This is a genomic window from Streptomyces sp. BYX5S (genome assembly GCF_054724165.1).
Window position 1 is genome coordinate 1,175,206 of record NZ_CM138829.1, and the last position, 22,193, is coordinate 1,197,398.

Annotated in this window: 21 protein-coding genes and 2 tRNA genes; 12 read left to right on the top strand and 11 right to left on the bottom strand. The window is 69.8% G+C overall.

What is annotated here, in order from left to right:
- The first annotated feature begins 53 nt into the window (after positions 1–53).
- Positions 54–686, top strand: a complete 633-nt coding sequence (locus ACYBSK_RS05275) for a mycothiol-dependent nitroreductase Rv2466c family protein (protein WP_457475664.1) — start codon at positions 54–56, stop codon at positions 684–686.
- Here the strand turns inward: ACYBSK_RS05275 and ACYBSK_RS05280 are convergent.
- The 4 genes from ACYBSK_RS05280 to ACYBSK_RS05295 all read right to left on the bottom strand — a co-directional run bounded on the left by ACYBSK_RS05280 (position 683) and on the right by ACYBSK_RS05295 (position 4,798).
- Positions 683–895, bottom strand: coding sequence for a hypothetical protein (locus ACYBSK_RS05280; protein WP_460245330.1), 213 nt, complete (start codon positions 893–895; stop codon positions 683–685). The two genes, ACYBSK_RS05275 and ACYBSK_RS05280, sit on opposite strands and share 4 nt — an antisense overlap.
- A gap of 146 nt (positions 896–1,041) precedes the next feature.
- Positions 1,042–1,683 (bottom strand): superoxide dismutase, encoded by a 642-nt coding sequence (locus tag ACYBSK_RS05285; protein ID WP_457475666.1) that lies wholly within the window; start codon positions 1,681–1,683, stop codon positions 1,042–1,044.
- Positions 1,684–1,840: 157 nt separating this feature from the next.
- A complete protein-coding gene (locus ACYBSK_RS05290; RefSeq protein WP_460245331.1) occupies positions 1,841–3,259 on the bottom strand; it encodes an amino acid permease in 1,419 nt (472 codons plus the stop codon).
- A 183-nt stretch (positions 3,260–3,442) separates the two neighbouring features.
- A complete protein-coding gene (locus ACYBSK_RS05295) occupies positions 3,443–4,798 on the bottom strand; it encodes an amino acid permease (protein WP_460245332.1) in 1,356 nt (451 codons plus the stop codon).
- A gap of 260 nt (positions 4,799–5,058) precedes the next feature.
- Here ACYBSK_RS05295 and ACYBSK_RS05300 point away from each other — a divergent pair, with 260 nt between their 5' ends.
- Positions 5,059–5,640, top strand: coding sequence for a biotin transporter BioY (locus ACYBSK_RS05300; RefSeq protein WP_457475669.1), 582 nt, complete (start codon positions 5,059–5,061; stop codon positions 5,638–5,640).
- 4 nt (positions 5,641–5,644) lie between these two features.
- On the opposite strand, the gene ACYBSK_RS05305 is transcribed toward ACYBSK_RS05300, so the two are convergent.
- Positions 5,645–6,418, bottom strand: coding sequence for an LPXTG cell wall anchor domain-containing protein (locus tag ACYBSK_RS05305; RefSeq protein ID WP_460245333.1), 774 nt, complete (start codon positions 6,416–6,418; stop codon positions 5,645–5,647).
- Between the two features lie 186 nt (positions 6,419–6,604).
- On the opposite strand from ACYBSK_RS05305, the gene ACYBSK_RS05310 reads away from it, so the two are divergent.
- Positions 6,605–8,104: a protein kinase domain-containing protein gene (locus ACYBSK_RS05310; RefSeq protein WP_457475671.1), complete on the top strand. Its 1,500-nt coding sequence runs from the start codon at positions 6,605–6,607 to the stop codon at positions 8,102–8,104.
- A 127-nt stretch (positions 8,105–8,231) separates the two neighbouring features.
- Here the strand turns inward: ACYBSK_RS05310 and ACYBSK_RS05315 are convergent, their stop codons facing one another.
- Positions 8,232–9,653: an amino acid permease gene (locus ACYBSK_RS05315; protein WP_460245334.1), complete on the bottom strand. Its 1,422-nt coding sequence runs from the start codon at positions 9,651–9,653 to the stop codon at positions 8,232–8,234.
- Positions 9,654–9,811: 158 nt separating this feature from the next.
- Between ACYBSK_RS05315 and ACYBSK_RS05320 the strand changes: the two genes are divergently transcribed.
- Together ACYBSK_RS05320 and ACYBSK_RS05325 are read left to right on the top strand one after the other, a co-directional pair.
- Complete coding sequence (locus ACYBSK_RS05320) at positions 9,812–10,300, top strand: ribose-5-phosphate isomerase (protein ID WP_457475673.1); 489 nt, start codon at positions 9,812–9,814, stop codon at positions 10,298–10,300.
- Positions 10,301–10,547: 247 nt separating this feature from the next.
- Positions 10,548–11,363, top strand: coding sequence for an Fpg/Nei family DNA glycosylase (locus ACYBSK_RS05325; protein ID WP_460245335.1), 816 nt, complete (start codon positions 10,548–10,550; stop codon positions 11,361–11,363).
- On the opposite strand, the gene ACYBSK_RS05330 is transcribed toward ACYBSK_RS05325, so the two are convergent.
- Complete coding sequence (locus ACYBSK_RS05330; RefSeq protein WP_460245336.1) at positions 11,360–12,589, bottom strand: GNAT family N-acetyltransferase; 1,230 nt, start codon at positions 12,587–12,589, stop codon at positions 11,360–11,362. The genes ACYBSK_RS05325 and ACYBSK_RS05330 overlap by 4 nt on opposite strands.
- A 139-nt stretch (positions 12,590–12,728) precedes the next feature.
- On the opposite strand from ACYBSK_RS05330, the gene ACYBSK_RS05335 reads away from it, so the two are divergent.
- On the top strand, positions 12,729–13,901 hold the full coding sequence (locus ACYBSK_RS05335) for a PP2C family protein-serine/threonine phosphatase (protein ID WP_457475676.1): 1,173 nt from the start codon (positions 12,729–12,731) through the stop codon (positions 13,899–13,901).
- Positions 13,902–13,916: 15 nt separating this feature from the next.
- On the opposite strand, the gene ACYBSK_RS05340 is transcribed toward ACYBSK_RS05335, so the two are convergent.
- Complete coding sequence (locus tag ACYBSK_RS05340) at positions 13,917–15,098, bottom strand: cation:proton antiporter (RefSeq protein ID WP_457475677.1); 1,182 nt, start codon at positions 15,096–15,098, stop codon at positions 13,917–13,919.
- A gap of 170 nt (positions 15,099–15,268) precedes the next feature.
- Here ACYBSK_RS05340 and ACYBSK_RS05345 point away from each other — a divergent pair, with 170 nt between their 5' ends.
- Positions 15,269–15,706, top strand: a complete 438-nt coding sequence (locus ACYBSK_RS05345) for an HD domain-containing protein (protein WP_460245337.1) — start codon at positions 15,269–15,271, stop codon at positions 15,704–15,706.
- A 53-nt stretch (positions 15,707–15,759) separates the two neighbouring features.
- On the opposite strand, the gene ACYBSK_RS05350 is transcribed toward ACYBSK_RS05345, so the two are convergent.
- Both ACYBSK_RS05350 and ACYBSK_RS05355 read right to left on the bottom strand, forming a co-directional pair.
- Complete coding sequence (locus ACYBSK_RS05350) at positions 15,760–16,554, bottom strand: SDR family NAD(P)-dependent oxidoreductase (RefSeq protein ID WP_457475679.1); 795 nt, start codon at positions 16,552–16,554, stop codon at positions 15,760–15,762.
- A gap of 74 nt (positions 16,555–16,628) precedes the next feature.
- Positions 16,629–17,786 (bottom strand): acyltransferase family protein, encoded by a 1,158-nt coding sequence (locus ACYBSK_RS05355; RefSeq protein ID WP_460245338.1) that lies wholly within the window; start codon positions 17,784–17,786, stop codon positions 16,629–16,631.
- Between the two features lie 512 nt (positions 17,787–18,298).
- Here ACYBSK_RS05355 and ACYBSK_RS05360 point away from each other — a divergent pair.
- Positions 18,299–18,493, top strand: coding sequence for a hypothetical protein (locus tag ACYBSK_RS05360; protein WP_457475681.1), 195 nt, complete (start codon positions 18,299–18,301; stop codon positions 18,491–18,493).
- Positions 18,494–18,583: 90 nt separating this feature from the next.
- On the opposite strand, the gene ACYBSK_RS05365 is transcribed toward ACYBSK_RS05360, so the two are convergent.
- Positions 18,584–18,654, bottom strand: a tRNA-Gly gene (locus tag ACYBSK_RS05365).
- A gap of 139 nt (positions 18,655–18,793) precedes the next feature.
- Between ACYBSK_RS05365 and ACYBSK_RS05370 the strand changes: the two genes are divergently transcribed.
- The 4 genes from ACYBSK_RS05370 to ACYBSK_RS05385 all read left to right on the top strand — a co-directional run bounded on the left by ACYBSK_RS05370 (position 18,794) and on the right by ACYBSK_RS05385 (position 22,125).
- Positions 18,794–18,870 (top strand) — tRNA-Pro (locus ACYBSK_RS05370).
- 161 nt (positions 18,871–19,031) lie between these two features.
- A complete protein-coding gene (gene tig / locus ACYBSK_RS05375) occupies positions 19,032–20,411 on the top strand; it encodes a trigger factor (RefSeq protein WP_460245339.1) in 1,380 nt (459 codons plus the stop codon).
- Positions 20,412–20,798: 387 nt separating this feature from the next.
- Positions 20,799–21,404: an ATP-dependent Clp protease proteolytic subunit gene (locus ACYBSK_RS05380; RefSeq protein WP_457481663.1), complete on the top strand. Its 606-nt coding sequence runs from the start codon at positions 20,799–20,801 to the stop codon at positions 21,402–21,404.
- 61 nt (positions 21,405–21,465) lie between these two features.
- Complete coding sequence (locus ACYBSK_RS05385; RefSeq protein ID WP_457475683.1) at positions 21,466–22,125, top strand: ATP-dependent Clp protease proteolytic subunit; 660 nt, start codon at positions 21,466–21,468, stop codon at positions 22,123–22,125.
- Positions 22,126–22,193 lie beyond the last annotated feature (68 nt).

The following is a 22,193-nucleotide window of genomic DNA, read 5'->3' on the forward strand; positions in this document are numbered from 1 at the left end:
GCGCGGGCCGCGTTGCCGCAGCCGAGACCACCCGGTGAACCTTGAGGAGAACCATGTCCGAGAAGACCCCCGTCGACTTCTGGTTCGACCCCCTGTGCCCCTGGGCCTGGATGACCTCGCGCTGGGTCCTGGAGGTGGAGAAGGTCCGCGACATCAAGGTCCGCTGGCACCTGATGAGCCTCGCGGTGCTCAACGAGCCGCGCCTCGACGAGCTGCCGGAGGAGTACCAGGAGATGATGCGCACCCAGGCCTGGGGCCCGGTACGCGTCGTCATCGCCGCGCAGCAGGAGCACGGCGCGGAGGTCCTCGGCGACCTCTACACCGCGCTCGGCACCCGGATCCACAACCGCGGCGAGGGCCCCACGAAGGAGGCCGTCGCGGGCGCCCTGGACGAGGTCGGCCTGCCCGCCTCGCTCCTCGACCACTGGGACGGCACGAAGTACGAGGAGGAGCTCCGCGCCTCCCACAAGGAGGGCATCGACCTGGTCGGCCAGGACGTCGGCACGCCGGTCATCGCGGTGCCGGGCGCCGACGGCGAGCAGATCGCCTTCTTCGGCCCCGTCGTCACCCCCGCCCCCAAGGGCGAGGAGGCCGCGAAGCTCTGGGACGGCACGCTCCTCGTCGCCTCGGTCCCGGGCTTCTACGAGCTGAAGCGCACGCGCACGCAGGGCCCGATCTTCGACTAGTCGTCGAAGTCCTCGGGGAGCTGATGGTTCCGGCTCTCGGAGTGGTAGTACCGGATGGTGCGACAGCCGTCGCGCTTGCACCTCCACCAGTCGTTGGTGAAGGTCACGTCGTGCTTCGTCCGGAGCCAGTCGCTCTCCTTCTGGGTCACGTGCCGGTGCTGCTCGTCGGACTTGCACGTGGGGCAGTGCCGCTCGACCTCGGTCGCCATGCGGCCCATTGTCCCCGGAACCCCGCATACCAACAGACCCCCGCGAGTCACATCCTCGCGGGGGTCTGTCCTTTTCACCGCCCGCCGCACGTGAAGGTTGAGAAGACGATCACGAGGCGGGACGCATCAGGGTGCCGCGGCGCCGGCTACGGCACCAGCAGCAGGTCGTACGCCCGCTCCTTCGCGGCCGCGTACCGCTTGGCGACGTCCTGCCAGTTGACGACCCGCCACATCGCCTCGATGAAGTCGACCTTCTGGTTCTTGTACTGAAGGTAGAACGCGTGCTCCCACGCGTCGAAGACGAGGATCGGCGTCGAGCCCTGCCCGACGTTGCCCTGGTGGTCGTAGACCTGCTCGACGACGAGCCGCCCGCTCACCGGCTCGTACGCGAGGACGCCCCAGCCGGAGCCCTGCGTCGTCGCGGCGGCCTTCGTCATCTGGCCCTTGAACCCGGCGAACGAGCCGAAGGACTCCGTGATGGCGTCCGCGAGGTCACCGACACCGTCCGCGGCCAGCGGCTCGCCGCCGCCGTCACCGGTCATGTTGTGCCAGTAGATGCTGTGCAGGATGTGGCCGGAGAGGTGGAAGGCGAGGTTCTTCTCCAGGCCGTTGAGGGAGCCCCACTGCTCCTTGTCGCGGGCCTCGGCCAGCTGCTCCAGGGTGTCGTTCGCGCCCTTCACGTACGCCGCGTGGTGCTTGTCGTGGTGCAGCTCGATGATCTGCGGGTTGATGACGGGTTCCAGCGCCGCGTAGTCGTACGGAAGCTCAGGAAGCGTGTACGTGGCCATGTCTCTCCGTGCCCTCCGACTGCTTATTGCAACTCTATTGCAAGTGCAGGCTAACAGCAGGAAGGCTCGGCGCAACGGCCGGGCGCAACGGCCGGGCACAGCGAAAGGGCCCCCGGACCAAGTGGTCCGGGGGCCCTGCGCGTTGGAGTCCGTACGGCTACCGCTTCTCGGCCCGCTTCTGCCGGACGAGGCCGATCACCGCGAGGACGATCGTCAGCCCGCCCGTGTAGTACAGCTGGACCCGCGTGTCGTGCTCGCGCGCCATCAGGACGAAGACGGCGACCATGCCGACGAGCGCGAGGATCGTCAGGTAGGGGTACGCCCACATCTTCACGACCAGCTTCCGAGGAGCCTCGCGCTCCAGCTTGCGGCGCAGCACCAGCTGCGAGAAGGCGATGAAGAACCAGACGACGAGGATGATCGCGCCGATGGTGTTGAGCAGCCAGGCGAACACGTCGTCCGGGCGCCAGTAGCTGAGCAGCACGCACACGAAGCCGAAGACCGCCGACATCAGCACCGCGACGCGCGGCACCCCGTTCGTGACCTTGCCGATGACCTTCGGGCCCATGCCGCGGGCGACCAGCGAACCGGCCATGCGGGAGGCGCCGTAGATGTTGGCGTTCATGGCGGACAGCAGCGCCACCAGGATGACGACGTTCATGATCTGGCCGGCCGCGGGCACGCCCAGGTGGTCGAGCGTGGCGACGTACGGGCCCTTGGTCGGGATCTCCTTCGCCGTCCAGGGCAGCAGCACGACCACGACCGCCATCGACCCGACGTAGAAGAGCGCGATGCGCCACATCGCGGTGCGGACCGCCTTCGCGACGCCCTGGATCGGGTGCTCCGACTCGGCGGCGGCGATCGTCACCGTCTCCAGACCGCCGTACGCGAAGACCGACGCCAGCAGGCCGACGATCAGGCCCTCCGTGCCGTTCGGCATGAAGCCGCCGTGGCCGGTGAGGTTGGACATGCCGGGCGCGTCGACGTCGGGCAGCACGCCGAGGATCGCCAGGACGCCGATGACGAGGAAGAGCACGATCGCGCCGACCTTGAGGGCGGCGAACCAGAACTCGAACTCACCGAAGTTCTTCACGGCCGACAGGTTCGTCGCCGTGAACAGCAGCATGAAGAGGGCCACCCAGGCCCACTCCGGAACCCCGGGCACCCAGCCGTGCACGATGCCGGCCGCGCCGATGCCCTCCAGGCCGACGGCCACGCAGAGCAGGAACCAGAACGACCAGCCGGCCGTGAACCCGGCCCACGGCCCGATGCCCCGCTCGGCGTGCACGGAGAACGAACCCGAGGCCGGGTACGCGGCCGCCATCTCGCCCAGCATGCGCATCACGAGCATGACGAGCGCGCCGGATATCGCGTAGGCGAGGATGATCGACGGGCCCGCGGCGGCGATCGCGGTGCCGGAGCCCACGAAGAGGCCGGCGCCGATCACGCCGCCGAGCGCGATCATGGAAAGATGACGCTGCTTGAGGCCGTGCGACAGCGCCGGCTCGGCCGGTTCCTGCCCTTCCGGCCGCGCGTCCGTGCTCTCGGCAGTGGACTGCGCTGAGTTCCCAGACATGGGTGTGCCCTGTTCAGTAGCGGTGACGGTCCTGACGGTTCCGCGATGGGACGTAAACGGTGTGTAAAACCGCCACAGTGTCAGGGCCCGGCCCGCTCAGGGGGAATAGGTTTCCGGTATACGGACACGACGTTCACACGCCGCGATGATCATGTCGACGTTCTGTGAACGTCCGGGTGCTGATCAGGCGCGCCGCGCGCGCAACTCCCGGACGCCCGCCACCGCGAGCACGAGCAGCGTCGCACCGGCCGACCACAGCAGCTGCGGGCGGGCCGCGTCGTCGGTCAGCATCAGGCCGAAGACCGCGGCCATCGCGGCGAGCGCCACCCACGTCAGCCAGGGGAACAGCCACATCCGCAGCACCAGCCGCTCGGGCGCCTCGGCCTCGATGCGCCGCCGCAGGCGCAGCTGCGACACGGCGATCAGCGCCCAGACGAACAAAAGCACCGCGCCGACCGAGTTGAGCATGTAGAGGAAGATCGTGTCCGGCCACTCCAGGTTGAGCAGCACCGAGACGAACCCGAAGGCCACCGACGCGAGCACCGCGCGGCGCGGCACTCCGCCGCCGCTCACCCTCAGCAGCGCCTTCGGCGCCTCGCCGCGCTCGGCCAGCGAGAAGATCATGCGCGAGGAGCCGTAGAGGTTGGCGTTCAGCGCGGAGAGCAGCGCCACGAACACCACGATGTTCATGATCTGCGCCGCCGACGGCACCCCGATCGAGTCGAGCACGGTGACGTACGGGCTGATCCCCGCCTTCTGCGCCGTCCAGGGCAGCACCGTCACGATGACCAGCATCGACCCGACGTAGAAGAACAGGATCCGGTACACCGCGCTGCGCACCGCGCGGGCCACCGAGCGGGCCGGGTCCTCGGACTCGGCGGCCGCGATCGTGACGACCTCCAGGCCGCCGAACGCGAAGACGACCGCGAGGACCCCGGAGATCACGCCCTCCCAGCCGTTCGGCAGGAAGCCGCCCTGCCCGGTGAGGTTGGTGAGGCCGACCGGGTCGGTGTCCGGGAGGATCCCGAAGATCGCGAGCGCGCCGAGCACCAGGAACGCGACGATCGCGAACACCTTCAGCGCCGCGAACCAGAACTCGAACTCGCCGAAGTTCTTCACCGCCGACAGGTTGGCGACGGTGAACACGACCATGAACAGCAGCACCCACGCCCACTGCGGAACGCCCGGCACCCACCCGTTCGCGATCTGCGCCGCGCCCGTCGCCTCGACGGCCAGCACCACCACGAGCATGAACCAGTACAGCCAGCCCGCGGTGAACCCGGCCCAGGGCCCGATGCCGCGCTCGGCGTGCACGGAGAAGGAACCGGAGGCGGGCATCGCGGCGGACATCTCGCCGAGCATCCGCATCACGCACATGGCGAGCGCACCCGCGATCAGGTACGAGACGACGATGCCGGGCCCCGCGACCGCGATCCCCGCGCCCGAACCGACGAAGAGCCCCGCCCCGATGACCCCGCCGAGACCGAGCATCGTGAGGTGGCGCTGCTTCAGCCCGGCGGAGAGTGGTTCGTCGTGCATGGGGCTTCAGCCGATCTCGGGTGGTGCGGTTTGGCGGGACTCCACAGTCTCCCGCTCAGGCGCCCCCACGCGCAAAACGGACCCGCCTGGTGACGAGCGTCACCTTGTACGAGGTGTGGGCGGCGTTGTTTGTTCAGAGCCCACCAATGCCGTACTCGACCCTTTGTCGACCGGCGACCGTGATCGCCCCAACACCCCTGGGATAGCGTCACCGTGTCCCACCCTGCCCGACCGCAAGGTCCCTAGAACGCGGAGTCCCCATGAGCACCGCCGTTGCCACGACTGCCCGTCCGGGCCAGGTCCTGGCCGATCTCCTCCCCGCCTCCCGCATCAAGAACGTCGCGCTTGTCGTCGGTGGCGCCGCCCTCACCGGCATCGCCGCACAGATCGCGATCCCGGTGCCGGGCTCGCCGGTGCCCGTCACCGGACAGACCTTCGCCGCGCTGCTCGTCGGCACCGCGCTCGGCGCCCGCCGCGGCTTCCTCGCGCTCGCCGTGTACGCGCTCGCGGGCATGGCCGGAGTGCCGTGGTTCGCGGAGGGCGGCTCGGGCATGGCGATGGCCTCGTTCGGCTACGTCATCGGCCTGATGCTGGCCGCCGCCGCGGTCGGCGCGCTGGCCCGCCGCGGCGCCGACCGCTCGGTGCTGCGCACCGCCGGAACGTTCCTGCTCGGTGAGGCCATCATCTACGCGGTGGGCGTCCCGTACCTGGCCCTGTCCACCGGCATGAGCCTCACGGCCGCGATCGCGGCGGGCCTCACCCCGTTCCTGATCGGTGACGTGCTGAAGGCGGCCCTGGCGATGGGCGCGCTGCCCACCGCCTGGAAGCTCGCCGACAAGTAGGCGACTAGCGCCCTTCAGTACCGGTGCGGCGGATCCACCACAGGCCCGCCCCGCCGGCCGCGATCAACGCCGCGCCGACCGCGCCCAGCGGCAGCGCGGCATCGCCGACGCCGGTCGACGGCAGGTTCTCCTGGCCGTCGCCACCGCCACCGCCCTTGTCGCCCTTGTCGCCGGCGGGGGCGGCCGGCTTGTTCTCCGTGCCGAGCAGCAGCGGAGTGACGGGCGCGTTCGGCGACGGGCTCGTGGTGCCGAACGGCACCGGGCCCTGCTGCCAGAACGTCTTCTTCGTGTCCCCGCTCTGCACCGGCAGACAGATCTTCCCGGTCTTTTCGAGATCGAATGTCGCGGCGACCTTGTACGACTGTGTCTTTCCGGCCTTCAAGTTGTCGATGGGGCAGGAGAATCCACTGTTCGATCCTTCCGGCAGTTTGTCCTCGGGTATCGCGGTGCAGTTCTGCACGTCCTTCACCACGAGCCCGTCGAATCCCACGACCGCCAGAATGATCCGGCCGCTTCCCTTGGTTCCCTGATTGCTGACGGTCGCGATCAGATCCTCCGTCTCGCCGGTCGAGTTGTCCGCCGAGATCTTCTTCGGAAGCGTCGTGGTCAGCTTCACGCCGGACGGCGCCGCGTCCACCGCCTTTCCGCCCTCGCCACTGCCCGGACCAGGCGTGTCGTCCGCCACCGAGGCGCCCGGCAGCACCATGAGCGCCGTCACGGCGACCGCGCACAGCGAACCCGCGGTCCTGATCTGACGTACCTGACGTCGTGAACTCATGTTCGTCGTCCCCCTAGGTCTTTCCCGTGCTCCCCCAACCGCGGCGTAATTCGCGGTACTTGAAGAGGTACCACAAGATTTCTCCGCACTATGCTGGGGCGGCGCGAAGTGTCGACGTTGTGTTTCATTGTGTTTCGGGGGTGCAGTCGATTGCCTGGGAATACGAGTGGAGGCGTCCAGGGATTAATGGTGGCGTCCCGCTACCGCCTGGACGAATCGATAGGCCAGGGTGGAATGGGGCGCGTGTGGCGCGCGGTGGACGAAATGCTCGACCGGCAGGTCGCCGTCAAGGAAATGCGCATCGACGGCCTCGACCCCGAGGACGCCCGCACCCGCCGTGAGCGCACCCTGCGCGAGGCCCGCGCCACGGCCCGCATCGACCATCCCGGCGTGGTGCGGGTCTACGACGTCGTGGACGAGGGCGAACGGCTGTGGATCGTCATGGAGCTGGTCGACAGCCGCTCCCTGGAACAGGTGCTCGTCGAGGACGGCCCGCTGAGCACGGCCGAGGCCGCGCGGATCGGCCTGAGCCTGACCGAGGCGCTGCGCCAGGTGCACGCGGGCGGGGTCCTGCACCGCGACATCAAGCCCGGCAACGTCCTGCTGGAGCGCGTGGGGCAGCGCCGCGTCATGCTCACCGACTTCGGCATCGCCGCGATCCAGGACACCAAGGCGCTCACCATGGTCGGCATGCTGGTCGGCTCGCCCGACTACATGGCGCCCGAGCGCGTCGCGGGCCGCCCGCAGGGCCCGCCGTCCGACCTCTGGTCCCTCGGGGCGACGCTCTGCGCTGCGCTGGGCGGCAACTCGCCGTTCAGCCGCGACACGACCCTGGCGACCCTGCACGCCGTTCTCTACGAGGAACCGAACCTGCCGGACACGGCCGGGGACCTCGCACCGCTCCTGACGGCCCTGCTCGCGAAGGAGCCGGAGGACCGCCCCGACGCGGACCGGGTGACCGAGTCCTTGACCCGCGTCCTGGCACCGCCGGCCCCGCCCCCGCCGCCGCGCCCGGCGACGCTCCCGTCGCTCCCCGCGCCGCCGCCACCCGCCCCGGAGCGCCCCGCGTCCCGCCCGCACCACCGCCGACGCACCACGTTCATCGCGACCGGGGGAGTGGTGGCCGTGGGCGTGGCGGCGGCCCTCGCCCTCACCCTGCCGAACGACGACCCGCGGGCGGGCGGCACGGCGACCCCCACGACCTCCCGCGCCCCCACCGTCGAGGGCACGTCCCGCGCGCCCACGCAGACCCTCCCGGCCGGTTCACGGCAGGAGGCGGGGTACGCGTGGGTGCCGCCGAAGGGCTGGGAACGGGTGGTGAAGACGGCGTCCGAGGTGCACTACACCTCTCCCGACGGCACCCAGGAACTGGTGGCCCAGTCGGCCCTCGCCAAGGACGACCTGCTGGCCACGTGGCAGAAGTCCGAACGCGCGGCGCACCAGGGCCAGGACTACGAGAAGATCCGCCTCGCCCGCACCACCTACCGCGGCCGTCCCGCGGTGGTCTGGGAGTACCTCTTCACCCTCAAGGGCGCCCGCTGGCACGCCGAACTCCTCGGCTTCGAACGCGGCACCAGGTCCTACCAGGTGGGCACGTGGTACCGCCCGGAGGTCGAGGACCGTGCCCGCGCGACCTACGAAAAGGTGAAGAAGACCTTCACCCCGCTCGAAACCTCGGACAGCTGAACCCACCCTGTCCCGCTCAAGCCGATCCAGCCTCGGCGGCGATCGAGCCCATCAAGCCCCTGCGGCGATTGAGCAGCGGGGTCCGGGGCAGCGCCCCGCGACGCCAACCCCGGACCACCGCAACCCATCAGACCCGCCGAGCGCCCCGCACCCGCTCCCGCACCAACGAGAACCCCACGACGAACGCCGCCACGAGCAACGACAACAGCACCTGCTCCCGCCCCGCGTCATCCGTCAGCATGTACACCAGCACGAACGAGATCATCGCGATCGTCGCCCACGTGAGGTACGGGAACAGCCACATCTTCACGACCAGCTTCTCCGGCTGCTCCCGCAGGATGATCGCCCGCATCCTCAACTGCGTGAAGCAGATCACCAGCCACACGAACAGCGCCACGGCCCCGGAGGAGTTCAGCAGGAAGTTGAACACCGTGTCCGGCCACTGGTAGTTGAACCACACCGCGAGGAACCCGAACACCACGGACCCGAGGATCGCCGCCCGCGGCACCCCGCTCGACGTCGTCCTCGCGAACGCCTTCGGCGCGTCCCCCCGCTGCCCGAGCGAGAACGCCATGCGGGAAGCGGTGTAGAGGCCGGAGTTGAGGCAGGACAGCACGGCCGTCAGGACGATGACGTCCATGACCTGCCCGGCGTGCGGAATCCCGATGGAGTTCAGCGCGGCGACGTAACTGCCCTCGTCGACGATCGACTTGTCGTTCCACGGCAGCAGCGTGAGCACGACGAAGATCGAGCCCAGGTAGAAGATGCCGATCCGCCAGATCACGGAGTTCGTGGCCTTGGTGACGGCCTTCTGCGGGTCCTCGGACTCACCGGCGGCGAGCGTGACGATCTCCGAGCCCATGAAGGAGAAGACGACCATCAGCACACCGGTGAGGATCGCGCCGGGCCCCTTGGGGAAGAAGCCCCCGGAATCCGTGAGGTGCCCCAGCCCGCTGCCCGGGTTGTCCGAGCCCGGCAGCAGCCCGAACACGGCGAGCAGCCCGACGACCACGAACGCCGCGATCGCCACGACCTTGATCCCGGCGAACCAGAACTCGAACTCGCCGTACGACCCCACGGCCGCCAGGTTCACCGCGGTGAGCACGACCATCACGATCAGCGCCCAGCCCCACTGGGGCACACCCGGTATCCAGCCGTTGAGGATCTTGGCCCCGGCGGTCGCCTCCACGGCGAGCACCACGACCCAGAAGAACCAGTACAGCCAGCCGATGGAGAAGCCGGCCCAGCGGCCCAGCGCCTGATCGGCGTAGGCGGAGAACGAACCGGACGAGGGCCGCGCGGCGGCCATCTCGCCCAGCATCCGCATCACGAGGACGACCATCGCGCCGACGAGCGCGTACGAGATGAGGATGGCGGGCCCTGCGGCGGCGATACCGGATCCGGAGCCGACGAAGAGTCCGGCGCCGATCACGCCGCCGATGGCGATCATGGACAGGTGCCGGTTCTTCAGCCCTGCCTTGAGCTCGCCGTCGCCGGTGGGCGGCGTCTCAGGAGTGGCCCCGGAGGTGGGGGGCGACTGCGTGGTCATGCACGGGTCCTTACGTTCGGAGTAAACGTGCGTCCGCATTCAACGCATCGACGTGCCCGAGCGGAAGCTTTGAGTCCGGATCGTTGTCAAGGTCACGACGGACTGTGCCGGGTACCCGGAGGCGGCTACCCGGGGCGCGGCGTGCCACACTCGGACTCATGCGCGTGTACCTCGGCTCGGATCATGCCGGCTACGAACTCAAGAACCACCTGGTCGAGTGGCTCAAGGCCCACGGCCACGAGCCCGTCGACTGCGGGCCCCACATCTACGACGCCCAGGACGACTACCCGCCGTTCTGCCTCCGCGCCGCGGAGCGGACGGCGGCGGACCCCGACGCCCTCGGCATCGTGATCGGCGGCTCCGGCAACGGTGAGCAGATCGCCGCGAACAAGGTCAAGGGCGTCCGTGCGGCCCTCGCCTGGAGCGAGCAGACCGCTGCGCTCGGCCGGGAGCACAACAACGCCAACGTGATCTCGATCGGTGGGCGGATGCACACGGAGGAGGAGGCCACGAAGTTCGTCGAGATCTTCCTGGCGACCCCCTACTCCAACGAGGAGCGCCACCAGCGCCGCATCGACATGCTGTCGGCGTACGAGGAAACGGGCACCCTCCCCGCGATCCCCGCCCACCACCCCCAGCAGGACTGACCCCTCGGGGCTCCGCCCCGGACCCCGCGCCTCAAACGCCGGCGGGGCTGCAAAAGACCGGGGCTCCGCCCCGCACCCCGCTGCTCAATCGCCGCAGGGGCTTGATATCCGGCGCGGGTCGGGCACCTTCAAGCCCCGCCGGCGTTTGAGGCGCGGGTTCCGCACATCAAGCCCCGCCGGCGATTGAGGCGCGGGGTCCGGGGCAGAGCCCCGGGACGTCAACCACGGTTAACCGAGAGGAACCGGCGTGCCTGAGGGTCACACCATTCACCGCCTCGCCCAGGACCACGCCACCCGCTTCGCCGACCGCAAGGTCACCGTGACCAGCCCCCAGGGCAAGTTCTCCGACGCGGCAGCCCTCCTCACCGGCCAGAAGCTCACCCGCACCGAAGCCCACGGCAAACACCTCTTCCTCGGCTTCGGGGGCGAGGACGCCTGGATCCACATCCACCTCGGCCTCTTCGGCAAGTACACCCTCGGCGAGACCCCCGCCCCGCCCCCCACGGACACCGTCCGCCTCCGCCTCGCGAACGGCACCCACTACTCCGACCTCCGCGGCCCCACCACCTGCGCCCTGATCACGGACGCCGAGAAGCAGGCGATCCACGACCGACTGGGCCCGGACCCGCTGCGCCCCGGCGAGGACCCCACCCGGGCCTACGCCCGCATCTCCCGCAGCCGCACCACCATCGCCGCGCTCCTCATGGACCAGAAGGTCATCGCGGGCGTCGGCAACGTCTACCGCGCCGAGGTCCTCTTCCGGCACGGCATCGACCCGTACACCCCGGGCAAGAACCTCACCGGGGCCCAACTGACGGCGATCTGGGACGACTTGGTGGCGCTCATGCACGAGGGCGTCCGCCTGAACCGCATCGACACCGTCCGCCCCGAGCACACCCCCGAGGCGATGAACCGCCCGCCCCGCGTCGACGACCACGGCGGCGAGGTCTACGTCTACCGGCGCGCGCCCCAGCCCTGCCACCTGTGCGGCACGGAGATCCGCACGGCGGAACTGGCGGCCCGCAACCTCTTCTGGTGCCCCACCTGCCAACCGCCCCGCTAGAACCCGTGCGGCAGCCACGGCGCGACCGCCGAGCCGAACGCCACCGACGCCTCCGCCAGCGCCCCCGGCCGCAGCTCCCGCACCCGACCGGCCCCGGCCAGCTCCAGGAGTGACACGTCACCGAGGTAGGCCGCGCCCAGGTCCCGTACGGACAGGGCGATGTCCGCCGGGGCCTCGGTCCGCTTGCAGGACGCCCCCTTCGTGTCGCCCGCGAGCCGCCAGCGCCCCTCGTTCCAGGGGCAGAAGGCGTCCGTCACCTCGAACACCACGTCCACGGGCGTGAGGTACGTACGCGCTTCGAGCGCCTCGCCGACCTCGACCAGGCGTACGTGCATCGAGTCCCGCACCCGCACCTCGCACCGGCGGATGTCGGAGACCAGCGAGAACAGCGGATCGTCCACCGGGAGGTTGTGGCACTCCACGGTCTCCGTCAGGTCGATGCCGCACAGGAACCGCCACAGCGCCGCGTACGCCGCCGGCTCGTCCGCGGTGACCTCGCGCACCAGGACCCGGTTGTGGTCGAGGCCCTGCGCGGACTCCGGCTTCACCGCGAAGCGCGTGAACCCGACCGTCCGCCCGTCCCGCTCGGCGACCACGCACATCAGCGCCGAGGCCCCGTCCCGGTCCTGCTCGGGGTCGAGCAGCGGCAGCCGCTCCCAGCCGGGCGTCCGGGCGAGCATGCCCGGCCGCGCCCCCACGGTCCGCAGGTACACGTCCTCGCAGCGCTCGGCGGCCGCCGCCGGGTCCACGTACCGCAGCCGCACCCCGTCGGCCTCCGCGGGCGCGCCGACCGTCACGTGCCGGGCCCGGACCCGCACCGTGGCCTTGCGGGTCCCGATGCCGTAGCCGAACCGCCCGTAGATCACGGGCTCGGACGCCGTGAGCACGGCCAGGGGCTCTCCCCACCCGCGTACGTGGTCGAGCTGACGGCGCATCATGGAGGTGAGGATGCCGCGCCTGCGATGGGTCGCGGCGACACTGACCATGGTCACGCCCGCGGCGTCCACGAAGGCCCCGCCGGGCACCGCGACACGGAACGGGAAGGCGCCCGCCGTGCCCACGCACTCGTCCCCGTCCCAGGCCCCGATCGAACGGTCCAGGACGCTCAGCTCCCGGTACAGGCCGCGCTCCTCCGGCGCTTCCAGCACTCCGCCGAAGGCCCGCTCCAGCTTCGCGTACCAGTCGTCCCACTCGCTGTCCCGCACCGTGCGCAGTTCGGTCGCCATACGCCATCCCTATCAGGGCGGGCAGCGACGGGCGAGGGAATTTTCCTCGCGTACGGGAGCTGACGGGCGTGCCCGGAAAGGGGGACAAGTGGGACCTCCCGTGCGCGGGCACGGACCCGGTGGATAAGGTCCACGAACAATGGCGGTACGACGAGAGCGGCGCCGGCGCGTTCAGCGCGCGGAAGCCGATACGTTCCCGGCCCGGTTGAGGATGCGTGTCCACCGGGTCCGCACAGCCGTGCGCAAGTCCGGAGTGGACTACTTCCGGGGCGACGGTTCGGACTGGATCGCGCTGGCCGGACTGCTGCTCACCGTCCCGCTGATCGCCTCCGCCACGATCCTCAACCCGGTGTGGTGCGCGCCCTCCGCGCTCGTCCTGCCGATCGTCGCGGGCGGCCTGCTGCTGCGCCCCGCCAGCCTGCTCGGCCTGTACGCGGCGGCCGCCACCGCGCTCATCGTGGAATCGTTCCAGCTCGGCCCGTACACCCAGCGCGCGGCGGGCGTCACGCCCGGCACCGTGCTCACGGTCGCGGCCTGCGGATTCTTCGGGCTGCTCATCGCCCAGTTCCGCAGCCGGGTCGGCGTGCCCTGGCGGCGCGGCGGCACCATGCTCTTCGACCTGCGCGAGCGGATCCGTACGCAGAGCCGGCTGCCCAAGCTGCCGCCGGGCTGGCACCGCGAGATGGCGCTGCGCCCGGCGGGCGGCCAGTCCTTCTCGGGCGACTTCGTGGTGGCGGCCCGCACCCACAACGGGCGGACGCTGGAGGTCGTCCTCACGGACGTCTCGGGCAAGGGCATGGACGCGGCCTCGCGGGCGCTGCTCCTGGCCGGCGCCTTCAGCGGCCTGCTCGGCTCGCTGCCGCCGCACGCGTTCCTGCCCGCGGCCAACGGCTATCTGCTGCGCCAGGACTGGGACGAGGGCTTCGCGACCTCGATCCACCTCGTCCTGGACCTGGAGTCCGGGGACTACGAGCTGTACTCCGCGGGCCACCCGCCGGGCCTCCAGCTCAGCGCGGGCACGGGCCGCTGGGAGGAGAAGGCGGCCGAGGGCCCGCTCCTCGGCGTGTACGACGGGGCCGAGTTCGACGCGACCAAAGGAACGTTGCGCCCCGGCGATGTGCTGATGCTGTTCACGGACGGCCTCGTGGAGACGTCCGACCGCGACATCAGCGAGGGCATCGACCGCCTCACCGGGGAAGCCGACCGGTACGTGACCGGCGGCTTCCACGGTGCGGCCTGGCACCTCATCGAGGCGGTCGCCAAGGACGTCAACGACGACCGGGCGCTGCTGCTGATCTGCCGGGACGCGTGAGGGACCCGGCGGGGGTCACACCCCGACGCCGACCCGTGGCTCGTCGGCCGCGAGCGACCGCTCCTTGATCGGCAGGATCCGGGCCAGCCACCCGGACCGGCCGGCCGCCAGCGGGCCGAGGACCGCGAGCAGCAGCACGTACCCCGCGATGAACGGCGAGAGCCGCTCGTCGAGTCCGGCGCCCGCCGCCATCGTGGCGAGGATCAGCGCGAACTCGCCGCGGGCGAGGAGCGTGGTCGAGATGTTCGCGGCGGGTCCGGCCCCGAAGCCGTAGATCTTCGCGGCGCCGAGGCCCGCGAGGACGTTCATGACGAGGGTCAGCGCGACCGCCGCGAGCACCGGCCACAGCACGACCGGCAGGTCACCGGGGTCGATGGAGAGGCCGAAGGCGAAGAAGAAGATCGCGCCGAAGGCGTCCCGCAGCGGGTGCACCAGCTTCAGGATGCGCTCACCGGACGAGGTCGAGCCGAGCATCAGACCGACCATGAACGCGCCGATGGCGTCGGCGACCCCGAACCACTCGGAGACCCCGGCCACGAACACCGCGGCACCGAGGAAGGAGATGACGAGCAGCTCGTCGTCCTTGGTGTTGAAGAGCATGCCGACGACCCGCGTGCCGAACCGCGCCGCGAGCGCGAGCAGCAGCAGGAAGCCGAAGGCCTTGCCACCGTCGAGCACGGCCGCCGACAGCGAGTCCGCGCCGGACAGGATCGGCTGGAGGGCCGCCAGGTACAGGGCGAGGAAGATGTCCTCGACGACGATGATGCCGAGGATGGGCTTGGTCTCGGGATTGCCCAGCCGGCCGGTGTCGACCAGCACCTTGGTGACGATCGCGGACGACGAGATGCCGAGCACCCCGGCGAGGACCAGAGCCTCGGATGTGCCCCAGCCGAGGGCGAATCCGAAACCGAGGCCGGCGCCGACGTTCAGCGCGAGGTACGTCCCGCCGGCGAGGGCCATCTTGCGGCCGCCCGCCTTGAGGTCGTCCATGTGGAACTCGAGGCCGAGATAGAAGAGCAGCAGGACGAGGCCGAGCGCGGAGAGCATCTCCAGGTCGTGCGGGTCGGAGAGCAGCACGACGCCCGGGGTGTGGGGGCCGAGGAGTATCCCGGCCAGGATGAAGAGCGGAATGGTGGGAAGGCCTATGCGCCCGCCCAGACGGGCGAGGACGGCTGCCGCGAGAAAGGCGCCGCCCATGGCGATCAAGGTGTCTGCGTGTCCGATGGGCCCGTTCCTCCTTGGTCTTGAAGCCCGGTCGTCAGGGCTGACTAGAGGCTTTGGTCAAGAGAACGTCAAGAAAACGTCAATACTTAGCTTACCAAACGACCTGGAGGCGTCGGCCCGTCCCGTGTGAGAGGCTCGGCGGCATGCTCACGCCGAAGGAAGTGGAAGCCCTCGCGCGGCGGGCCCACGAAGGCCAGGTGGACAAGGCGGGCCGCCCGTACGCGGAACATCTGGCGGCCGTCGCCGAGGGGGTCCGGGCCAGGGGAGGCGACGAGGCGCAGCTCGCCGCGGCGTGGCTGCACGACGCCGTCGAGGACGACGCGCTCACCGAGGAGTGGCTGACCGGGGCCGCGCTCCCGCCCCGGACGAAGCGCATCGTCCGCGCGCTGACCAAGCACCCCGGCGAGCCCCCCGAGGAGTACGCGCGGCGCATCCTCGACACCCCGGGCGCCCGCCTCGTCAAGGAGGCGGACCTGGCCCACAACGCGGACCCGGACCGCCTCGCCGTCCTCGACGAGCCGACCCGGGAGCGATTGACGAGGAAGTACGCGAGGATGCGCGCGCTGTTGGGGCTCGACTGAGGGTCCTACGACCGTCAAGACCTACGGGCCTACGGGCCTACGGGCCTACGGGCCTACGGCAGGATCGAGTCCACGTACCCGCCGTCCACGCGCAGTGCGCCGCCGGTGGTGGCGCTCGCCTGGTCGGAGGCCAGGTAGACCACCATGTTCGCGATCTCCTCCGGCTCGATGAGGCGTTGCAGCAGGGACTGCGGACGGTGCTCGCGCATGAAGGCGCGCTGCGCCTCGTCCCAGGGCAGGTCCCGGTCGACCAGTTCGTACACGAAGTCCTCGACGCCACCCGTGTGCGTGGGACCCGCGATCACGGAGTTGACGGTCACGCCGGTGCCGGCGGCCTGCTTCGCGAAGCCGCGGGCCACGGACAGCAGGGCCGTCTTGGACATCCCGTAATGGATCATCTCGGCGGGGATCACCACCGCGGAGTCGCTGGCGATGTTCTGGATCCGGCCCCAGCCGCGCGCGCTCATGCCGGGCAGGTAATGGCGGATCAGCCGGACGGCGGCCAGCACGTTGACCTCGAAGTAGCGGCGCCACTCGGCGTCGGTGATCTCCAGCGGGTCGGCGGAGCCGAAGATGCCGAGGTTGTTGACGAGGATGTCGACGTGGGGGAGCGCCGCGGCGGTGTCCCGCAGCCCCTCCTCGGAGGTGACGTCGGCCGCCACCGGCACCAGATCCGCTCCGGGGGCGTCGTCCAGGATGCGGGCGACGGCCTCGTCCACCCGCTCCCGCGTCCGCCCGTTGACGCCGACGCGCGCCCCGGACCGGGCCAGGCCGGTCGCGATGGCGGCGCCGATGCCCTGGGTGGATCCGGTGACCAGGGCGGTGCGTCCCGTCAGGTCGATCTGCATGGGCCTGGCTCCTCGTGGCTCGGGTAGGGGTGGGCCGGGGTCGTCCCCGCGTACCCACCCTTACCCGAGCGGCCTCAGGAGCGCTGCCTGGCCCGAGCCGTCTCGGTGGCGTCCTTCTTGAACGCCCACGCCATCCTCGGCTCCATGGCGAAGCGGAAGGCGCGCTGCACCGGCGGTGTGCACAGCGCGGTGACGACGGCCGCCGCGATCAGCGTGACGGCGATCTCGCCGTACGGCCGGTGCGTCCAGTCCGCGTCGAACCAGCCCCAGAACCGGGAGCCCTTCGCCAGGAAACCGTGCAGCAGATACCCGTACAGCGTCCCGGCGCCCAGCACCGTGAACCACGTCCTGCGCCCCGGCACCCACGCGAAGAAGCACGCGGTGAGCACGATCGAGCAGCCGAACAGGGCGAGCGTCATGATGACGCCGATCCACCACGGGAAGCCCAGCTCCTGCGCACTGTCGCGGTGGTAGAACCACACCGACGACATGCGCGGCGCCGCCCAGTAGGCGACCGCGAAGGCGCACAGCGCGATCGGCACGGACAGGATCCGCACCTCGCGCCGCCGTACGAGCTGGAAGTGCTCGGGCTTCATGACGAGACCGAGCACGAAGAACGGCATGAACTGGAGGACGCGCTGGAGGTCCAGGTCGTCGCCGATGTCGGGGGAGACCGTGGCGAGCACCGCGACCGCGAGGGCGAGCGGGACCGGCCAGCGCACGACCTTCCAGATCGGCGTGGTCAGCCGCCAGATGAACAGCGCGACCAGGAACCAGGTCAGGAACCACGGGTCGAGCAGGCTGATCGGGTGCGAGGGATCGTCGTCGGCGTACCGCTTGAAGACGCTGTACGCGACCTCGAAGATCACGTACGGCACGGCGACGCCGGTGATCAGGCGCCGCAGCCGGTCGGGCCGCATGTCGAAGCTGCGGGAGAAGTAGCCGGAGATGATGATGAACGCCGGCATGTGGAACGTGTAGACGATCATGTACAGCGCTTCGGCGGTACGGCTGCCGTCGGTCAGCGGTTCCCATGCGTGCCCCATCGCGACGAACACGATGGCGAGGTACTTGGCGTTGTCGAAGAACGCGTCGCGCTGTTTGGGTTTGGGGGCATCGGCCGGAGCGGCGGCCGTGGTCCTCGGGGGCTGGGGGGCGACGTCCGCCGCCGGCCGCGCGGCCGGCGGGAGCGCGGTGCGGTGCGCGCCCTGCGGGTGCAGCGAGTTGGTCACAGGCCCTCCCACCAGGAACTCGGGGAGACCGTGGGGGGCCGCACTGCGCCAGTGGGGATGATGGCAGTGGGGAACATCCGAGGCACCTTAGTGGCGCTCCTGCGATTTCGTGAAACCCTCAACTCGATTCCTCCTTGGCGTTTCCAGGTACCCCCGATTGCGCAGAAGTCGACATGCGGATTGTGCGGTTGTGCTCGGACGGTTTGTCCGTGGCTGGTGAAATGACCGTTTCGCCCGTTGTTGCCCAGGTGGTAATTGGACATCGCAATTCCTTGGTTTTCCTGTGTGCGAACCAAGGGGAAACTGAGAGAAACCCTGCAGGTCGTACGGGGGGTGCCCGGCCGGGGCGGCCCGGACGATAGAAACGATCAAGCCGAAACCCGCGGGTGCGTGGCCGACGATGCGTCACGGGCCGCATAGGGGCGCCGGGTTGGTGGCACGATGGTTCTGGCGGGGGGTGGGGCCTGTACCCCCCGGGCCGGGAGAGCGGACCGACCTAGGGTGTGATCAGTGTGGCCATTTCGCTGTCAGTTGTGCTGTTGTTGGCGATCGTCCTCGTCGTCCTCATGAGGGGCGGCTCGCTCAAAGCGGGGCCCGCGATAGTCGCGATCCTGTTCGGCTTCTTCCTCGCGTCGACCGGAATGGCGCCGGCGATCAACAACTTCCTCAACTCGGTCGCGGACAGCATCAGCGCGATCAATTTCTGACGCGGCGGCCACGGCGCCCGGCGCAGGCCCGCGAAAAAGCCTCCGGCCCGGATCCACAGGAGCGGATCCGGGCCGGAGGCCATTCGCGAGAGCGGGCGACGGGAATCGAACCCGCGTAGCTAGTTTGGAAGACTAGGGCTCTACCATTGAGCTACGCCCGCACGGCTGCACCGCAGGTCGGCGACCGCGGTACGCAGGCATCGTAGCGGGTCCGGGGCGTCGAGTGCACACCCTGTTTTCCGCGGCCCGCAGGGCGGGAGCCGCACCGCGGGCGGGCATGTACCCTACGTGTCGCACCGACGGGGTGTGGCGCAGCTTGGTAGCGCGTCCGCTTTGGGAGCGGAAGGCCGTGGGTTCAAATCCCGCCACCCCGACCAGCGTTCGGAAGGCGACCGTCGGGCCCCGGCCCGGTCGCCCCGGGGTTCTCCAAGATCGCATTGTGGGTCCGCAGCGGCGTGCCGTTACTATGCAAGCTGCATGCCCGTGTGTCTCTCAAGCCGGGCACGATCCCAGAAGTCAGCCCCCAAGGAGACCCACCGTGAAGAGCGCCGTCGAGACCCTGAACCCGACCCGGGTTCGGCTCAGCATTGAGGTGCCCTTCGAGGAGCTCAAGGACAGCCTCGACGCGGCGTACAAGAAGATCAACCAGCAGGTCACGGTGAAGGGCTTCCGCAAGGGCAAGATCCCGGCCCGCGTCATCGACCAGCGCTTCGGCCGCGGTGCGGTCCTGGAGGAGGCCGTCAACGACGCGCTCCCGAAGTTCTACACCGAGGCCGTCAACGAGGCGGAGCTCAACGTCCTCGGTCAGCCCGAGGTCGACATCACGGACCTGAAGGACGGCGAGACGCTGAACTTCACCGCTGAGGTCGACGTCCGCCCGACGATCGAGATCCCGGACTACTCCGGCATCGAGGTCGAGGTCGACGCGGTCGAGGTCACCGACGAGGACGTCGACAAGGCCGTCGAGCAGCTCCGTGACCGCTTCGCCTCCACCGCTCCGGTCGAGCGCGCCGCCGAGGACGGCGACGTCGTGACGATCGACCTGGAGGCCAAGGTCGACGGCGAGGTCCTCGAGGACGGCGTCGCCTCCGGCGTCTCGTACACCATCGGCTCGGGCGAGCTCCTCGACGGCATCGACGACGCCGTCAAGGGCCTGGAGGCCGGTGGCGAGGCCACCTTCAACTCCGAGCTCAAGGGCGGCTCCGCCGAGGGCAAGGACGCCGAGGTCACCGTCAAGGTGAGCCAGGTCGCCAAGCGTGAACTGCCGGAGCTGGACGACGAGTTCGCGCAGCTCGCCTCCGAGTTCGACACCCTCGACGAGCTGAAGGCCGACAGCCGCAAGCGCCTCGAGAACCAGAAGCAGTACGACCAGGCCACGCAGGCCCAGGAGCGCGTCCTGGAGAAGCTGCTCGAGCTGGTCGAGGTCCCCGTCCCGGAGAAGCTCCTCGAGGACGAGGTCAACACCCGCAAGCACAACCTCGAGAACCACCAGCTCGGCCAGATGGGCCTGAACCTCGAGAAGTTCCTCGAGATCCAGGGCAAGACGGTCGAGGAGTTCGACGCCGAGACGCGCGAGCAGGCCGTCAAGGGCATCAAGACGCAGTTCGTCCTCGACGAGCTCGTCAACAAGGAGAAGCTGAACGTCAGCCAGGAGGAGCTCACCGAGCACCTCATGCGCCGCGCCGCCTCCTCCGGCATGTCCCCCGACCAGTTCGCCCAGGCCGTCGTCGAGGGTGGCCAGGTCCCGATGCTGGTCGGCGAGGTCGCCCGCGGAAAGGCCCTTGCCGTGGTCGTCGAGGCCGCCACCGTCAAGGACACCAACGGTGAGGTCGTCGACCTGGAGGACGACGAGGAGGAGACGGAGGAGGCCGCCGAGGCCGCCACCGACTCCGCCGAGGTCGAGGCCGAGTCCAAGTAACCGCTCCGCTCAGGAACGTGTGAGCAGGCCCCCGGAACCGTCCAGGTTCCGGGGGCCTGCTTTTCAGGGGCGCGGGGAACTGCGCGCGCAACCCCGGCAGGGCGCAAGACGCGCTGTCCCCGAGTTCCTGTGGCCGCCTGCGGTCGTGCGCGTGGATTGCGCAGTTCCCCGCGCCCCTGGGGAGCCGCGGCCGGGCGCCGTGCAGGAGCGGAGCGAACCTGCGCTCACAGCGAACAGTTGCAATCGCGGGATTCCCCGGAGGGACCCGCGCGTTAGGGTCCATGAAGAGGAGGGCAGGGGAGTCGACGCACGGCCCCCGGCCCCAGCTAGAGACGCGAGACGGCGCGTAGCCGTCAGAGACGAGCAGGTGGATACGTGACGAATCTGATGCCTTCCGCCGCAGGCGAGCCGTCCATCGGTGGTGGCCTCGGCGACCATGTCTACAACCGGCTGCTCGGCGAGCGCATCGTCTTCCTCGGCCAGCAGGTCGACGACGACATCGCGAACAAGATCACCGCGCAGATGCTGCTCCTTGCCGCCGACCCGGACAAGGACATCTACCTCTACATCAACAGCCCCGGTGGCTCGGTGACGGCCGGCATGGCCATCTACGACACCATGCAGTACATCCCGAACGACGTCATCACCATCGGCATGGGCATGGCCGCCTCCATGGGCCAGTTCCTGCTGACGGGCGGCACGCCGGGCAAGCGCTTCGCGCTGCCGCACACCGACATCCTGATGCACCAGGGCTCCGCGGGCATCGGCGGTACCGCGTCCGACGTGAAGATCCAGGCCGAGTACCTGCTGCGCACGAAGAAGCGCATGGCCGAGATCACCGCGCGGCACTCGGGCCAGAGCGTCGAGACGATCATCCGTGACGGTGACCGCGACCGCTGGTTCACCACCGAGGAGGCCAAGGAGTACGGCCTCATCGACGAGATCATCACTGCCGCTACGGGCGTTCCGGGCGGCGGCGGCACCGGCGCCTGATCCTCGCGATCACGCCGGCACAGCCACCCCAGCCCACCCTCACCAGGACGGAACACCGACCATGAACAACTTCCCCGGCAGCGGCCTGTACCAGGGCCCCCAGGTCGACAACCGCTATGTGGTCCCGCGCTTCGTCGAGCGCACCTCGCAGGGCGTGCGCGAGTACGACCCGTACGCGAAGCTCTTCGAGGAGCGCGTGATCTTCCTCGGCGTGCAGATCGACGACGCGTCGGCCAACGACGTCATGGCGCAGCTGCTGTGCCTGGAGTCGATGGACCCGGACCGCGACATCTCCATCTACATCAACAGCCCCGGTGGCTCGTTCACGGCCCTCACGGCCATCTACGACACGATGCAGTTCGTGAAGCCGGACATCCAGACGGTCTGCATGGGGCAGGCGTCCTCCGCGGCCGCCGTGCTCCTCGCCGCCGGTACGCCGGGCAAGCGCATGGCCCTGCCGAACGCGCGCGTGCTGATCCACCAGCCCTCCGGCGGCACCGGCCGTGAGCAGCTCTCCGACCTGGAGATCGCGGCCAACGAGATCCTCCGGATGCGTACGCAGCTGGAAGAGATGCTGGCCAAGCACTCGACGACGCCGATCGAGAAGATCCGCGACGACATCGAGCGCGACAAGATCCTCACGGCCGAGGGCGCGCTCGAGTACGGCCTGGTCGACCAGATCATCTCGACGCGCAAGATGAACAACGAGGCGATCGCGTAGTAGGCGCTGTATCGTCTGCCGTCCCCTTGGCACGGTCCACGTCAAAGTGAACCCTGCCAAGGGGGGCC

Excerpts from the sequence above, each read along its gene's own strand:
- ACYBSK_RS05380 (WP_457481663.1), top strand. The coding sequence starts at position 20,799 with ATGCCTTCCGCCGCAGGCGAGCCGTCCATCGGTGGTGGCCTCGGCGAC.
- ACYBSK_RS05335 (WP_457475676.1), top strand. The coding sequence starts at position 12,729 with ATGGCGGTACGACGAGAGCGGCGCCGGCGCGTTCAGCGCGCGGAAGCC.
- ACYBSK_RS05345 (WP_460245337.1), top strand. The coding sequence starts at position 15,269 with ATGCTCACGCCGAAGGAAGTGGAAGCCCTCGCGCGGCGGGCCCACGAA.
- ACYBSK_RS05350 (WP_457475679.1), bottom strand. The coding sequence starts at position 16,554 with ATGCAGATCGACCTGACGGGACGCACCGCCCTGGTCACCGGATCCACC.
- ACYBSK_RS05290 (WP_460245331.1), bottom strand. The coding sequence starts at position 3,259 with ATGTCTGGGAACTCAGCGCAGTCCACTGCCGAGAGCACGGACGCGCGG.
- ACYBSK_RS05315 (WP_460245334.1), bottom strand. The coding sequence starts at position 9,653 with ATGACCACGCAGTCGCCCCCCACCTCCGGGGCCACTCCTGAGACGCCG.
- ACYBSK_RS05310 (WP_457475671.1), top strand. The coding sequence starts at position 6,605 with ATGGTGGCGTCCCGCTACCGCCTGGACGAATCGATAGGCCAGGGTGGA.
- ACYBSK_RS05320 (WP_457475673.1), top strand. The coding sequence starts at position 9,812 with ATGCGCGTGTACCTCGGCTCGGATCATGCCGGCTACGAACTCAAGAAC.
- ACYBSK_RS05330 (WP_460245336.1), bottom strand. The coding sequence starts at position 12,589 with ATGGCGACCGAACTGCGCACGGTGCGGGACAGCGAGTGGGACGACTGG.
- ACYBSK_RS05275 (WP_457475664.1), top strand. The coding sequence starts at position 54 with ATGTCCGAGAAGACCCCCGTCGACTTCTGGTTCGACCCCCTGTGCCCC.
- ACYBSK_RS05300 (WP_457475669.1), top strand. The coding sequence starts at position 5,059 with ATGAGCACCGCCGTTGCCACGACTGCCCGTCCGGGCCAGGTCCTGGCC.
- ACYBSK_RS05285 (WP_457475666.1), bottom strand. The coding sequence starts at position 1,683 with ATGGCCACGTACACGCTTCCTGAGCTTCCGTACGACTACGCGGCGCTG.
- ACYBSK_RS05305 (WP_460245333.1), bottom strand. The coding sequence starts at position 6,418 with ATGAGTTCACGACGTCAGGTACGTCAGATCAGGACCGCGGGTTCGCTG.
- ACYBSK_RS05385 (WP_457475683.1), top strand. The coding sequence starts at position 21,466 with ATGAACAACTTCCCCGGCAGCGGCCTGTACCAGGGCCCCCAGGTCGAC.
- ACYBSK_RS05340 (WP_457475677.1), bottom strand. The coding sequence starts at position 15,098 with ATGGGCGGCGCCTTTCTCGCGGCAGCCGTCCTCGCCCGTCTGGGCGGG.
- ACYBSK_RS05280 (WP_460245330.1), bottom strand. The coding sequence starts at position 895 with ATGGCGACCGAGGTCGAGCGGCACTGCCCCACGTGCAAGTCCGACGAG.
- ACYBSK_RS05295 (WP_460245332.1), bottom strand. The coding sequence starts at position 4,798 with ATGCACGACGAACCACTCTCCGCCGGGCTGAAGCAGCGCCACCTCACG.